This window comes from Neisseria polysaccharea (assembly GCF_963392925.1).
Lineage (GTDB): Bacteria > Pseudomonadota > Gammaproteobacteria > Burkholderiales > Neisseriaceae > Neisseria > Neisseria polysaccharea.
On record NZ_CAUJNZ010000002.1, the window covers coordinates 130,088 to 142,620 of the forward strand.

Here is a 12,533-nt window from a genome sequence, read left to right on the forward strand (position 1 = left end):
TATTATGGATTCAGACAGTTCAATGTGGGTATAGTCAGGTTTCAGACGGCCTCTAAGATAAAGGCCGTCTGAAAACACATCAATAAACGCGTTTAGCCGGTTTGATGTATTCCACGCTCAAAGGCTTGGTATGTACCGGTTTATAAGACAAGGTATTAGTGTCCGAATGATACAGGGTATGTTTCATCCAGTTTTCGTCATCGCGCTCAGGATGGTCATCCGAAGCGTGCGCGCCGCGCGATTCTTTACGCGCCTCAGCGGACACCAAAGTCGCTTTCGCCACTTCAATCAGATTATCCAATTCCAAAGCTTCGATACGCGCGGTATTCCACACTTTGCTCTTGTCTTTGATTTCAGTACGTTTTACACGCTCGGCAATCGCCATAACCTGTTTCACACCCTCTGCTAAAATCGCATCGGTACGGAACACGCCGGCGTGCAGTTGTACGGAGCGTTGCAGTTCGCGACGCAATGCATCAACGTTTTCGCCACCGGTTTGGTTGTCCAAACGCTCGATACGTTGGCGGGTCAACTCACCGGCATTAGCAGGCAGAGGTTTCCAGTCGCTTTGCTCTTTGATGAATTTAATCATGCTGTCGCCGGCAGCTTTACCGAATACCACCAAGTCCAACAGGGAGTTGGTACCCAAGCGGTTCGCACCGTGTACAGAAGCACATGCGCACTCGCCCGCAGCATACAGGCCTTTTACAGGCACTTCGTATTCGTCGCCTTGAGGAACGACAACTTCGCCATGGTAGTTGGTCGGAATACCGCCCATCATGTAGTGGGTAGTCGGCACAACAGGAATCGGGTCTTTAATCGGGTCAATACCGGCAAACTGAATGGAAATCTCGCGGATGCCCGGCAGTTTTTCCATAATTTTTTCTGCGCCGATATGGTCGATTTTCAGCAATACGTGGTCTTTGTTTTTACCGCAACCGCGGCCTTCGTAAATTTCCATTGCCATCGCACGGGAAACCACGTCACGGGAAGCCAAGTCTTTTACGGTTGGAGCGTAACGTTCCATGAAGCGCTCACCATCGGCATTCAACAGAATACCGCCCTCACCGCGCACACCTTCGGTAATCAACACGCCCGCACCGGCCACACCGGTCGGGTGGAATTGCCAGAATTCCATGTCTTCCAACGGAATACCTGCACGGGCACAAATGCCCAAACCGTCGCCGGTATTCATATAGGCATTGGTAGAAGAAGCATAAATACGGCCGCCGCCACCGGTAGCAAACATCACGGCTTTAGCGTGGAAAATATAAACTTCGCCGGTTTCCATTTCCATGGCAGTTACACCGACGACGTCGCCGTTTTCATCACGAATCAAATCTTGCGCCGTCCATTCCACAAAGAATTGTGTATTGGCACGGACGTTTTGTTGGTACAAAGTATGCAACATCGCATGACCGGTACGGTCGGCAACCGCACATGCACGTTCTACCGCACGTTTACCGTGTTCGGCAGTATGGCCGCCGAAAGGACGTTGGTAAATTTTACCGCTTTCCACACGGTCAAAAGGCATACCCATGTGTTCCAACTCAATTACGGCTTCAGGCGCGGCACGACACATAAACTCAATCGCATCTTGATCGCCCAACCAGTCGGAACCTTTCACGGTATCGTACATGTGCCAGTCCCAACGGTCTTCCTGCACATTACCCAATGAAGCAGAAATACCGCCTTGAGCCGCTACAGTATGCGAACGGGTTGGGAACACTTTAGACAAAACAGCACAATTCAGGCCGGATTTAGACAATTGGAGGGCTGCGCGTAAACCTGCACCACCACCGCCAACAATCACGGCATCAAACTTGCGAACAGGAAAACTCATATTTACCCCCAAATTACTTTAACTGAATATACCAAGCAGCCGACCAACCAAACGATGGTGGCAACTTGTAAAAACAAACGCACGCCGAAAGGCTTAATGTAGTCCATCCACAAATCGCGGATACCTACCCATGCATGCAGGAATACGGCCAAAAAGCTCACTTGGGTAAACACTTTCACCCAAGTTTGATTGAAAAACGCCTGCCATGCCGAATATTCTTTAGGCAACGTAAACAGAACAACCAATAGAACTACGGTGTATATCAACATGATGACCGCAGTTGCACGCTGCATTGCCCAATCGCGCAAACCGTAATGCGCGCCTGTCAATTTACGTTCTACCATAATAAAGCTCCCAAAACGACAGTCAAAACCAATGCAGAAGCAAATACGGCTTTAGCGGTATTACGTGCAGTATTTAGCTCCAAGCCTTTATGCGCATCCAAAAACAGAAAACGGATACCGGCAAAGAAATGGTGCAAATACGCCCACAGCACACCGAGTAAGATTAATTTGACCAAGGGATGGGAAATAATGGAACGGTAAGTCTCAAATGCGGATTCTTGGCTTAAGGTACCTGACAGGAAATAAAGTAGGAAGGGCAGCATGATAAACAACCCGACACCACTGATACGGTGAAGAATGGAAACTATCCCGGGTATCGGCAGACGGATTTTCGGTAAATCCAGATAAACAGGACGTGATTTGACAGACATAGTCAATTCCTCTGTAGTTATGATATCAACTCAAAAACCGTAAACCCAGTGCTACACTGGGTTACATAAACGTTAATTTACCTGTTTTATCTCATTTTGAACAGCGTATTTTAAAAACAAACTGATAGATTTTGACAAACACGCGTGAAAACAGCAGATTAAAAAAACGGATTTCTGATACACCCACTTTCCTTGCCTGAAATATCAACATCGTTTCAATTACGGAAAGATAAAATGCCGTCTGAGCAATTTCAGACGGCATCCTTCATGTATCAATCAAATTTTTAATTTAGCGTCGGCATCACGCAACGCAGTACGCAGACCTTCCTCGATAACAGGATGGTAGAACGGCATATCCAGCATTTGCGGAACGGTCATCTTCATTTGATGCGCCCATGCCAACAGGTGCGCCAAATGTTCGGCGGCAGGGCCTACGATTTCCGCACCGATGAAGCGGCCGGTTGCTTTTTCGGCATACAGGCGCATATGGCCTTTGTTTACCAGCATCACGCGGCTGCGGCCTTGGTTTTTGAACGATACTTCGCCGATGACAAATTCGTCGGCTTGGTATTGCGCGGCAACCTGCGCGTATTTCAAACCGACAAAGCCGATTTGCGGACTGGTGAACACCACGCCGATGGTGCTGCGGCGCAAACCGCCGCCGATATTCGGGTAGTGGCCTGCGTTATCGCCGGCAATCTTGCCTTGGTCGGCGGCTTCGTGCAGCAGGGGCAGTTGATTGGACGCGTCGCCCGCGATGAAGATATGCGGAATACTGGTCTGCATGGTCAGTGGATCGGCAACGGGTACGCCGCGCGCATCTTTTTCGATATTGATATTTTCCAAACCGATATTGTCAACGTTCGGACGGCGGCCTACGGCTGCCAGCATATATTCGGCAACAAATACGCCTTTTTCGCCGTCCTGCTCCCAATGGACTTCTACATTGCCGTCTGCATCGAGTTTGACCTCGGTTTTAGCATCCAAATGCAGTTTCAATTCTTCACCGAACACGGCTTTCGCCTCGTCTGAAACGACGGGGTCGGAAATGCCGCCGATGATGCCGCCCAAACCGAAAATTTCAACTTTCACGCCCAAACGATGCAATGCCTGACCCAGTTCCAAACCGATAACACCCGGTCCGAACACGGCAACGCTCTTAGGCAGCGTATCCCATGAGAAAACGTCATCGTTGATAATCAAACGGTCGCCCAAAGACTGCCACTGCGGCAGGATAACGGGACGCGAACCGGTAGCAATCACGAAACTTTTTGCCGTGATTTGGGTATGGTCGTCGATTTGGACAGTATGCTCGTCGATAAATTTAGCCGAACCCATGATGCGTTTGTCGGCAGGCCATTCTTCCACATCGGCAACGACAAAGCCGACAAAACGATCGCGCTCGGATTTAACGCGCTGCATCACTTCTTCGCCATTGACGATGATACTGTCTTTGTCCAAATGCACGCCGAACGGGTCGGTATGCAATGCGTGATGACGCGCCTCTGCGGCGGCAATCAAGAGTTTGGAAGGCATACAGCCCACGCGCGCGCAGGTTGTGCCGAACACATTGTTTTCAATCAGGTAAACATTATCCGAATATAAACGGGCATTGCGAAACGCGCCCATGCCGGCAGTACCGCCGCCGATTACGACGACATCTGCTTGAATTTTTTTCATAATCTTTGTCCTTCCGTTTTCGTCTGAAACACTGCCGACACGGAATATATCGGCTTCAGACGGCATTGAAATATTTTCCCAATCAAAAACATTATCCAGATAAATAAAAACAAAATTTCGATTGAGTGCAACAATATCCAAATCCTCTTATAAATATAGAGTTATTCGGAGCGGTAGTGTAGAACCGCCCGAATAACTCTATCCGGTATATCAGACAGTTTAATCAAACCGCCTTAATCAAACAGCTATCAGTTTTTAGCCAAGTAAGCTTCCAAATCTTCGCTGCCGCCGATGTATTTACCGCCGATGAAGACTTGAGGAGCAGTCATCTTGCCGGTAATGGCGCGTACAGAAGTAACGGTTGCATCTTTGCCCAATACGATTTCTTCGTAAGACAAACCTTTGTCTTGCAAAGCTTGTTTGGCTTTGGCGCAGAATTGGCAACCTGGTTTAGTGAAAATTGCCACAGATTCTTGAGCCTTCCAATCAGGAGCAACGAATTTCAGCATAGTATCTGCATCGGATACTTTGAACGGATCGCCTGGTTCTTCAGGCTCGATGAACATTTTTTCAACCACGCCGTCGTTAACCAGCATGGAGTAACGCCAAGAGCGTTTGCCGAAGCCCAAGTCTTCTTTACCGACCAACATACCCATGCCTTCGGTAAACTCGCCGTTGCCATCAGGAATCATGTAGATGTTGTCGGATTCTTCTTCGGCCGCCCAAGCGTTCATTACGAAAGTATCGTTTACAGATACGCAGTAGATTGCATCAACGCCGTTTTCTTTGAACGCGCCGAACAATTCATTGTAACGTGGCAGGTGAGAAGAAGAGCAAGTTGGAGTAAATGCGCCGGGCAGGGAGAATACGACTACTTTTTTGCCTTTGAACAAATCATCGGTAGACACATCTTTCCAAGTGTCGCCGACGCGGGTGCGGAATACTACGGAAGGTACTTTTTGACCGGTACGATCTTGCAAAGCCATTTTGAGCTCCTTAATAGATAGGTTTAAGAAATGATTGTGAATCGCTGGGCATTCTACCCCGAATAAGTCGATTTGTATAATTTATAGTTCAAATAATATTAATTATTCAAAACTATTAATCACCAACCTCGACCAACTTTTACAGTATATAAAGCCATGCCTAAAAAAAACAAGTCTTATTTGAGAAAAATTCTTAGAAACCCCCTACGCTCATTTGAAAACAGAAATGCCGTCTGAAAAGTATTCAGACGGCATCCGATCGCGTTATCCCTGCTTATTTAGCCAGTTCGGCACGCAGTTTGTGGGTTACGTTCATCATCACTTGGAGTTGTTCCAGAGTTTCTTTCCAGCCGCGTGTTTTCAGACCGCAGTCCGGGTTAACCCACAGACGTTCAACCGGTACAACCTCGATGGCTTTGCGCAACAGGTGCTCCACTTCGGCTTCTGTCGGTACGCGCGGGCTGTGGATGTCGTAAACGCCCGGGCCGATGTCGTTCGGGTATTTGAATTCGCCGAACGCGGTCAAGAGTTCCATGTCGGAACGTGAAGTCTCGATGGTGATCACGTCCGCATCCATTGCAGCAATCGCAGGCAGGATATCGTTGAACTCGGAGTAGCACATATGAGTGTGGATTTGGGTGCTGTCTTCGCAACCGGCAGAGGAGAGGCGGAAAGATTCGCCCGCCCAGTTCAGGTAGGCATCCCAATCGGCACGTTTCAAAGGCAGACCTTCGCGGATGGCAGGTTCGTCAATTTGGATGACTTTAATGCCGGCTTTTTCCAGATCCAATACTTCGTCGTTCAGAGCCAGTGCGATTTGTTTGCACACGGTAGAGCGAGGAATATCGTTGCGGACAAAAGACCATTGCAGAATGGTTACAGGGCCGGTCAACATGCCTTTCATCGGGCGTTTGGTCAGGCTTTGCGCATAAGTGGACCAGGCCACGGTCATCGCTTCAGGACGGCTTACGTCACCAAAGATGATCGGTGGTTTAACGCAGCGAGAACCGTAGCTTTGTACCCAGCCGTATTGGGTGAATGCAAAACCGCTCAACAGTTCGCCGAAGTATTCGACCATGTCGTTACGCTCGGCTTCGCCGTGTACCAGTACGTCCAAGTCCAGTTTTTCTTGCTCTTCAACCACCAAGGCGATTTCTTTTTTCATCGCGGCTTCGTAATCGGCGGCAGACAGTTCGCCTTTTTTGAAGGCTGCGCGTGCTTGGCGGATTTCGGTAGTTTGCGGGAAAGAACCGATGTTGGTCGTCGGCAGCAGAGGCAGGTTCAACCATGCTTGTTGCGCTTTGATACGGTCGGCAAATGGAGATTTGCGTTGGTCCGCGTTGGCAGGCAAATCGGCCAGGCGTTTGGCAACGTCTGCACGGTGGATTTCACCGCTGTTGGCACGGGAGTCGGCGGCAGCTTGGCTGGCGGCCAGTTCTTCGGTAACAGAATCACGGCCTTCATTCAATGCGGCTTTCAGAACGCGCAATTCTTGGGTTTTTTGCAGTGTGAATGCCAACCAAGAGTACAGGTCGGGTTTGTTGGCTTTCAGTTTTTCTTCAACTGACAAGTCAAACGGAGTGTGCAGCAGCGAGCAAGAGCTGGAAATCCACAAACGCTCGCCCAGTTTGGCTTGCAGAGGCTCGACAGTTTCCAAAACTTTGTTCAGGTTGGCGCGCCAGATGTTTCGGCCGTCAATCACGCCGGCAGACAGGACTTTGTCGTAGTCGGCAAATGCATCCAGTTGCTCGGGCGCGCGTACCAAGTCGATGTGCAGGCCGTCAACAGGCAGGGCTTTCAGCAATGCGGCGTGTTCGGCAACAGAACCGAAGTAAGTGCCCAACAGGATTTTGGCGTTGACTTTGCTCAAAGTAGCGTAAACGTCTTTGTAGGCTTCTACCCATTCTTTAGGCAGATCGACAGTCAAAGCAGGCTCGTCGATTTGAATCCACTCGGCACCGGCTTCAACCAAAGCAGTCAGGATTTCAACGTAAACAGGCAACAGTTTAGGTAACAGGCTCAGACGGTCGAATTCAACGGCGCCTTTTTCTTTACCAACCCACAGGAAGGTCAGCGGACCAACAACGGTCGGTTTGGCTTTCAGACCCAAAGCTTGAGCTTCTTGCAGTTGTTGAACGTAGTGTTTGGCGTTGGCTTTGAATTCGGTATCGGCGTGGAATTCAGGCACCAAGTAGTGATAGTTGGTGTCGAACCATTTGGTCATCTCGATGGCGAATTGGTCTTTGTTGCCGCGCGCCAGTTGGAAGAATTGTTCCAAAGACAGGTTTTGGCTGTCGAAGCCGAAACGGGCGGGAATCGCGCCGGTAGCGACTTGCAGGTCGAGGATGTGGTCGTAAAAAGTGAAATCGCCTACGGCAACGTAATCAGCGTTAGCGGCAGCTTGGTGTTTCCAGTTTTTCTCGCGCAAGTCTTTAGCAACAGCCAGCAATTCTTGCTCGCTGATTTCTTTGCGCCAGTATTTTTCTTGTGCGAATTTCAATTCACGGAAGGCGCCGACACGCGGGAAGCCTGAGAAATGTAATGTTGTCATGTTGAACTCTCCAGTTGGATTTTGTAAGGACCGGTTCAATCCGAATCGGTCGGTATTGTAAATCAGAATGGCTCGGATGGGGCGGCGTTTTGCTTTTCAGACGGCCTCGGATGCCGTCTGAAGCCGTTTTCAGCTTTAAGGGCGCACGCCTAAAATATGGCAGATGGCGTAAGTCAGCTCGCTGCGGTTGAGCGTGTAGAAGTGGAAATCTTTCACGCCTTCGCGGGATAGGACTTTGACCATATCGATGGCGATACTGGCGGCGACGAGGTTGCGCGTGCCTTGGTCGTCGTCCAAACCTTCATACATTTGCGACAGCCAGCTTGGGATTTTGACGTTGGTAACCTGCGCCATTTTGCCGAGCTGCTTGAAATTGGTAACGGGCAGGATGCCGGGGACGATTTCCACATCGATGCCCAACATCACGCAGCGGTCGCGGAAGCGCAGGTAGCGTTCCACATCAAAGAAAAATTGGGTGATGACGTGGTTCGCGCCCGCATCGATTTTGCGTTTCAGATTAATCAGGTCGGCTTGTGCGGATTTCGCTTCGGGATGTACTTCGGGGTATGCTGCTACAGAGATGTCGAAGTCGGCAACGGAGCGTAATAGCTTAACCAAGTCTTCGGCATAAAACGGTTTTTTCTCGTAACCGGGCGGCTCGTCGCCACGCAGGGCGACAATGCGGCGGATGCCGCTGTCCCAATAGTCTTTGGCGATTTGGCGCAATTCGTCGGGAGAAGCGTCGATACCGGTCAGGTGAGGCGCGGCTTCCAAGCCGGTTTCCTGTTTGATGCGTTTGACGATGCCGTGCGTGCGGTCGCGTTCGCCGGAATTTGCGCCATAGGTTACGGATACGAACTTGGGATGCAGGGTTTGCAGACGGTGGATGGAATCCCACAGCATCGTTTCCATTTGTTCGTTTTTCGGCGGGAAAAATTCAAACGAAACGTTGATGTCGCCTTTCAAATCGGAAAGACTGTTGTTTAACGCATTGATTTCTTTTGCGTAATTCATATCTGCATACCTTCGTTATCTTTTATATGATGTTTTAGGCGGTATGATAAGGTTGCACCGAATATGAGTCAATTTCAAAATTTTCAGGTTTATGATGAAAATTTTTAATATTTAGCAAAAACTATACGCTTTCCTTGTACAAACCTTCTAAATTATGATAAAGTTTGTTATGTTATAACGCTTCAAGTAAGGCAATATATGAAACCGAATATTCATCCTGACAATTATCGAACCGTTCTTTTTTTCGACAGCAGCACCAATGACGGCTGGCTGATTCGTTCTTGCGCCGAAACACACGGAAAAACGATGGTTTGGACAGACGGCAAAGAATATCCGCTGTTTTCGCTGGATACTTCTTCCGCATCCCATCCCGTCTATACCGGCAAACAGCGCAACGTCAATACCGAAGGCCGTGCCAGCAAATTCAACCAACGTTTCCAATCCGTCATGTCATCGTTTAGAAAGGACAAATAATGCAGGTTCTGTCTTCACTCAAAACCGCCAAACAACGCCACCGCGACTGCCAAATCGTCAGGCGCAGGGGCAAAGTTTACGTCATCTGCAAAAGCAATCCGCGTTTTAAAGCGCGCCAACGCTGACCCCCTGCCCTTCCTGCTTCGGTTGTAAATCTCCTCCTGCCGCAAGCCCTTTTCAAAAAAATGCCGTCTGAAACAGAAAAATAGCGTTTCAGACGGCATTTTTTTCCGTCAATACTAATCCGGAATGTGTTTGAAATACAGCATAAACAGATACCAAAACAGCGTCGCGGCGGCCGCGCCGAGCAGCACCCACGCGCTGATTTCGGCAACTTCGCGCAGGGCGCGCTTCTGCCTGCGGCTGAAGAGGCGGTTGATAATCAGCGCGGCAAGTGCGAAAAAGAAAAAAATACGGAAAAGTCTGCCTATCATATCGGGAAGCGGGAAGCCGTCTAAAAAGTATGGTTCGTGTGCGGCGGATGAGGGTCAAACGCGTCAGGCTGCTTGTCCGACCGTGTCAAAAAGTCATGCCGTTTGCGATATAATAACGCTTTTCGCCTCATTTGTTGGAACAGGATATGAGTCAAAATGCCTCGGTGGGCATTGTAACGCCCCAAAAAATTCCGTTTGAGATGCCGCTGGTTTTGGAAAACGGTAAAACTTTGCCGCGTTTCGATCTGATGATTGAAACCTACGGCGAGCTGAATGCCGAAAAAAACAATGCGGTTTTAATCTGCCACGCGCTGTCGGGCAACCATCATGTTGCGGGCAGGCATTCCGCAGAGGATAAATATACGGGCTGGTGGGACAATATGGTCGGACCCGGCAAACCGATTGATACAGAACGATTTTTCGTGGTCGGGTTGAACAATCTGGGCGGCTGCGACGGCAGCAGCGGGCCTTTGTCGATTAATCCTGAGACAGGCAGGGAATACGGCGCGGATTTTCCGGTGGTTACGGTGAAGGACTGGGTAAAATCCCAAGCCGCGCTTGCCGATTATCTCGGCATCGAACAATGGGCAGCGATTGTCGGCGGCAGCTTGGGCGGCATGCAGGCTTTGCAGTGGACGATTTCCTATCCCGAGCGCGTGCGCCACGCCTTGGTGATTGCCTCCGCGCCGAAATTGTCCACGCAAAATATCGCGTTCAACGATGTGGCGCGTCAGGCGATTTTGACCGACCCCGATTTCAACGAAGGACATTACCGCAGCCATAATACCGTTCCTGCACGGGGCTTACGGATTGCCCGTATGATGGGACACATTACCTATCTTGCCGAAGACGGTTTGGGCAAAAAATTCGGACGCGATTTGCGCTCCAACGGCTATCAATACGGCTATGGCGTTGAATTTGAAGTAGAATCCTATCTGCGCTATCAGGGCGACAAATTCGTCGGGCGGTTTGATGCCAACACCTACCTGCTGATGACCAAAGCTTTGGACTATTTCGATCCGGCGGCGGATTTCGGCAACAGCCTGACCCGCGCCGTGCAGGATGTGCAGGCAAAATTCTTTGTCGCCAGCTTCAGCACCGATTGGCGTTTCGCGCCCGAACGTTCGCACGAACTGGTCAAGGCACTGATTGCCGCACAAAAATCCGTGCAGTATATCGAAGTCAAGTCCGCACACGGGCACGATGCCTTTTTGATGGAAGACGAAGCCTATATGCGCGCGGTCGCCGCCTATATGAACAACGTTTATAAGGAATGTCAGCAATGAACCTGCGCGATGATTTGCAACTGATTTACGACCGGATACCCGAAGGCAGCCGCGTCTTGGACTTGGGCTGCGGCGACGGAGAATTGCTGGCGGCCTTGGTCGAACACAAAAAATGCAGCGGCTACGGCATCGAAATCGACACCGACAGCGTGATTGCCGCAATGTCGCGCGGCGTAAATGTTATCCAAGCCGATTTGGAAGAAGGTTTAACCGCATTCAACGATCAAAGTTTTGATGTGATTGTGTTGAGCCAGACCATCCAAGCGATGCAGAATACCGAAAAAATCCTGCGCTGCCTGATGCGCGTTGCCAAACAGGCAATCGTCAGCTTCCCGAATTTCGGCTACTGGCGCAACCGCGTCCAAATCGCACTCGGCGGACATATGCCGGTTTCCGAACGTATGCCCTACCATTGGTACGACACGCCCAATATCCATTGGTGCACGCTCAAAGACTTTGATTTGTTGTGCGCCAAAAACAACATCCGCGTGCTTGAGCGCGCCGTGATGACGGGCAACAGACAGGTCAAACATTTCCCCAACCTTTTGGGCAGCCTTGCGTTTTACCGCGTCGGGTAAGACAGATTGAGAACCTTGTCGGCAATAACAGGTTCTTCGGTTCTATTAACAACAGGCCGTCTGAAAAATGAAACGGCAGGTTTTCAGACGGCCTCTTTAATATTGGAAACAATAGAATGAAAAACAAAACCTTATCACTTCTCTTATGGCTTGCCGCAATGATGCTGACCGCGTGTTCCCCGAGCAAAGAAGATAAAACGAAAGAAAACGGCGCATCCGCCGCCTCGTCCACGGCATCCGCCGCTTCGTCTTCCGCGCCCCAAACCGATTTGCAACCGGCCGCATCCGCCCCTGATAACGTCAAGCAGGCAGAAAACGTGCCGCCGTCAAATTGCACCGACCTGCACCCCGCCACCGGCATTGACGATCTCATGCAGCAAATCGCCGAACACATCGACTCGGACTGTCTGTTTGCCCTTTCCCATCACGAACTGGAAACCCGTTTCGGCTTACCCGACAGTGGCTATGACAACATACAGCGGCTGCTGTTTCCCGACATCCGCCCTGAAGATCCCGACTACCATCAGAAAATCATACTGGCAATTGAAGACTTGCGTTACGGAAAGCGCACCATCAGCCGGCAGGCACAAGATGCCTTGATGGAACAGGAACGCCGCCTCCGAGAAGCGACGCTGTTGCTGACACAGGGCAGCGAAGAAACCCGCGGGCAAGGCGAGGAGCCGAAACGCACGCGTTATTTTGAAGTTTCGGCAACCCCTGCCTATTCGAGCCGGCACAACAACGGACTTGGCGGCAATTTCCAATACATCGGCCAATTGCCCGGCTATCTGAAAATACACGGAGAAATGCTTGAAAACCAATCACTCTTCCGGCTGTCCAACCGTGAACGCAATCCCGACAAACCGTTTTTAGACATCCATTTTGACGAAAATGGCAAAATCACGCGTATTGTCGTTTACGAAAAAAACATCTACTTCAATCCAAACTTGGGGCGAAGATAAAAAAATGCCG

At 50.1% G+C, this 12,533-nt stretch carries 13 protein-coding genes; 5 read left to right on the forward strand and 8 right to left on the reverse strand.

From position 1 onward, the window contains the following. Window positions 1-79: 79 nt before the first annotated feature. From sdhA to metF, 7 genes are all read right to left on the reverse strand, one after another. Window positions 80-1,843 (reverse strand): succinate dehydrogenase flavoprotein subunit, encoded by a 1,764-nt coding sequence (gene sdhA / locus RDY34_RS02100; protein ID WP_308184448.1) that lies wholly within the window; start codon window positions 1,841-1,843, stop codon window positions 80-82. Window positions 1,844-1,845: 2 nt separating this feature from the next. After that, window positions 1,846-2,187, reverse strand: a complete 342-nt coding sequence (gene sdhD / locus RDY34_RS02105) for a succinate dehydrogenase, hydrophobic membrane anchor protein (protein WP_003675078.1) — start codon at window positions 2,185-2,187, stop codon at window positions 1,846-1,848. After that, window positions 2,181-2,558, reverse strand: a complete 378-nt coding sequence (gene sdhC / locus RDY34_RS02110; RefSeq protein WP_003675077.1) for a succinate dehydrogenase, cytochrome b556 subunit — start codon at window positions 2,556-2,558, stop codon at window positions 2,181-2,183. Before sdhC ends, sdhD begins: the two co-directional genes overlap by 7 nt. A gap of 276 nt (window positions 2,559-2,834) precedes the next feature. Continuing rightward, the gene (locus tag RDY34_RS02115; RefSeq protein ID WP_308184452.1) at window positions 2,835-4,238 is read right to left on the reverse strand and encodes a dihydrolipoyl dehydrogenase; all 1,404 of its coding nucleotides are present in this window, start codon (window positions 4,236-4,238) and stop codon (window positions 2,835-2,837) included. A 248-nt stretch (window positions 4,239-4,486) separates the two neighbouring features. After that, the gene (locus RDY34_RS02120) at window positions 4,487-5,224 is read right to left on the reverse strand and encodes a redoxin family protein (protein ID WP_002221128.1); all 738 of its coding nucleotides are present in this window, start codon (window positions 5,222-5,224) and stop codon (window positions 4,487-4,489) included. 274 nt (window positions 5,225-5,498) lie between these two features. Then, the gene (metE, locus tag RDY34_RS02125) at window positions 5,499-7,775 is read right to left on the reverse strand and encodes a 5-methyltetrahydropteroyltriglutamate--homocysteine S-methyltransferase (RefSeq protein WP_003753397.1); all 2,277 of its coding nucleotides are present in this window, start codon (window positions 7,773-7,775) and stop codon (window positions 5,499-5,501) included. Between the two features lie 135 nt (window positions 7,776-7,910). Continuing rightward, window positions 7,911-8,789 carry a methylenetetrahydrofolate reductase gene (gene metF / locus RDY34_RS02130; RefSeq protein WP_002217399.1) on the reverse strand — a complete coding sequence of 293 codons (879 nt, stop codon included), beginning with the start codon at window positions 8,787-8,789 and terminating at the stop codon, window positions 7,911-7,913. Between the two features lie 198 nt (window positions 8,790-8,987). Between metF and RDY34_RS02135 the strand changes: the two genes are divergently transcribed. Next, window positions 8,988-9,263 (forward strand): type B 50S ribosomal protein L31, encoded by a 276-nt coding sequence (locus RDY34_RS02135; RefSeq protein ID WP_304670139.1) that lies wholly within the window; start codon window positions 8,988-8,990, stop codon window positions 9,261-9,263. After that, complete coding sequence (ykgO, locus tag RDY34_RS02140; protein WP_002213788.1) at window positions 9,263-9,388, forward strand: type B 50S ribosomal protein L36; 126 nt, start codon at window positions 9,263-9,265, stop codon at window positions 9,386-9,388. Before RDY34_RS02135 ends, ykgO begins: the two co-directional genes overlap by 1 nt. A gap of 114 nt (window positions 9,389-9,502) precedes the next feature. Here ykgO and RDY34_RS02145 read toward each other — a convergent pair whose 3' ends face one another. Further along, entirely contained in the window at window positions 9,503-9,697 is a 195-nt protein-coding gene (locus RDY34_RS02145; protein ID WP_308072924.1) for a protein MIGRI, read from the reverse strand. Window positions 9,698-9,843: 146 nt separating this feature from the next. Between RDY34_RS02145 and metX the strand changes: the two genes are divergently transcribed. The 3 genes from metX to RDY34_RS02160 all read left to right on the forward strand — a co-directional run bounded on the left by metX (window position 9,844) and on the right by RDY34_RS02160 (window position 12,523). Then, window positions 9,844-10,983, forward strand: coding sequence for a homoserine O-succinyltransferase MetX (gene metX, locus RDY34_RS02150; RefSeq protein ID WP_003753391.1), 1,140 nt, complete (start codon window positions 9,844-9,846; stop codon window positions 10,981-10,983). Then, window positions 10,980-11,561, forward strand: coding sequence for a methionine biosynthesis protein MetW (metW, locus tag RDY34_RS02155; protein ID WP_002219404.1), 582 nt, complete (start codon window positions 10,980-10,982; stop codon window positions 11,559-11,561). Before metX ends, metW begins: the two co-directional genes overlap by 4 nt. Window positions 11,562-11,677: 116 nt before the next feature. Further along, complete coding sequence (locus RDY34_RS02160; protein WP_003753390.1) at window positions 11,678-12,523, forward strand: NMB0938 family lipoprotein; 846 nt, start codon at window positions 11,678-11,680, stop codon at window positions 12,521-12,523. The last annotated feature ends 10 nt before the right edge of the window (window positions 12,524-12,533 follow it).

Coding starts and splice junctions, on each gene's coding strand:
- RDY34_RS02145 (WP_308072924.1), bottom strand. CDS start 9,697: ATGATAGGCAGACTTTTCCGTATTTTTTTCTTTTTCGCACTTGCCGCG.
- sdhD (WP_003675078.1), bottom strand. CDS start 2,187: ATGGTAGAACGTAAATTGACAGGCGCGCATTACGGTTTGCGCGATTGG.
- metE (WP_003753397.1), bottom strand. CDS start 7,775: ATGACAACATTACATTTCTCAGGCTTCCCGCGTGTCGGCGCCTTCCGT.
- RDY34_RS02135 (WP_304670139.1), top strand. CDS start 8,988: ATGAAACCGAATATTCATCCTGACAATTATCGAACCGTTCTTTTTTTC.
- sdhA (WP_308184448.1), bottom strand. CDS start 1,843: ATGAGTTTTCCTGTTCGCAAGTTTGATGCCGTGATTGTTGGCGGTGGT.
- metF (WP_002217399.1), bottom strand. CDS start 8,789: ATGAATTACGCAAAAGAAATCAATGCGTTAAACAACAGTCTTTCCGAT.
- RDY34_RS02120 (WP_002221128.1), bottom strand. CDS start 5,224: ATGGCTTTGCAAGATCGTACCGGTCAAAAAGTACCTTCCGTAGTATTC.
- ykgO (WP_002213788.1), top strand. CDS start 9,263: ATGCAGGTTCTGTCTTCACTCAAAACCGCCAAACAACGCCACCGCGAC.
- RDY34_RS02115 (WP_308184452.1), bottom strand. CDS start 4,238: ATGAAAAAAATTCAAGCAGATGTCGTCGTAATCGGCGGCGGTACTGCC.
- metX (WP_003753391.1), top strand. CDS start 9,844: ATGAGTCAAAATGCCTCGGTGGGCATTGTAACGCCCCAAAAAATTCCG.
- RDY34_RS02160 (WP_003753390.1), top strand. CDS start 11,678: ATGAAAAACAAAACCTTATCACTTCTCTTATGGCTTGCCGCAATGATG.
- metW (WP_002219404.1), top strand. CDS start 10,980: ATGAACCTGCGCGATGATTTGCAACTGATTTACGACCGGATACCCGAA.
- sdhC (WP_003675077.1), bottom strand. CDS start 2,558: ATGTCTGTCAAATCACGTCCTGTTTATCTGGATTTACCGAAAATCCGT.